We start from the raw sequence: 721 nt of genomic DNA, 5'->3' as shown, positions 1-721 counted from the left end.
TGTTTAATCTTGTTTCTTTAAAACGAAAAAATAAAGTTACTAAAGATTTAAATAGCGTTACTAAAGATTTAGAGGATGAATTTAGATATGAATTTAGTCTAACAAAGGATCCTGAGAAAAATAAAAAGAAATTAGAAAAATTTGGGTGGATATTTGGCAGAACTGTTAAAACTGGGATTCGTTCTGGGTCTATAACCAGAATTTCTGATTATGTAAATCTTGCCACTGTCCCTGCAAATTTAATTATTCAGAGTACACGTTCTTGGGGTTTTCGCTATGATGCTTCATTGGAAATTTTAATTCGTTATTTACATGTCGGAAATGATATCAAAAAAGTGAATAGTATTATTAAGGAACTCTTTGGGATGGATGATCAAGGATCTTCATCATATAAATTATTGAGTCTGTCCCCTAAAGATAGATATGCATTTGTTATAAATAATGCGAATAGAATTAAAGATGTAGTAAGAAAAATGGATTCAAAGATGAGTAATTATATTCAAACTAATTTATTTGATTCCGATAGTAAAAATTTATATGACCATGTTAAAATGTATTTGCCATCAAGAGATGGTTATTTAGATAACGGTAAACATGGCAAACTTCTAAAAAAGAATGTTTATAGAGGATATTCAACTTCAAACTTTGTGAAACAAACTTATCCAGAAAGAATGTTTGAAGAATTTGCTGAAAAGGAAGACGCAATTAAGTGGGTATATAG

At 29.0% G+C, this 721-nt stretch carries 1 protein-coding gene; it reads left to right on the top strand.

Annotated features, from left to right (window positions below):
- Positions 1–721, top strand: a 721-nt coding sequence (locus AC6UDG_RS07225; protein WP_500706928.1) for a hypothetical protein, incomplete at both ends; no start/stop codon positions are given.

The sequence above is a fragment of the Fructilactobacillus sp. X2R1C1 genome, assembly GCF_059901435.1.
This window is presented reverse-complemented; position numbering and strand designations above follow the sequence as displayed.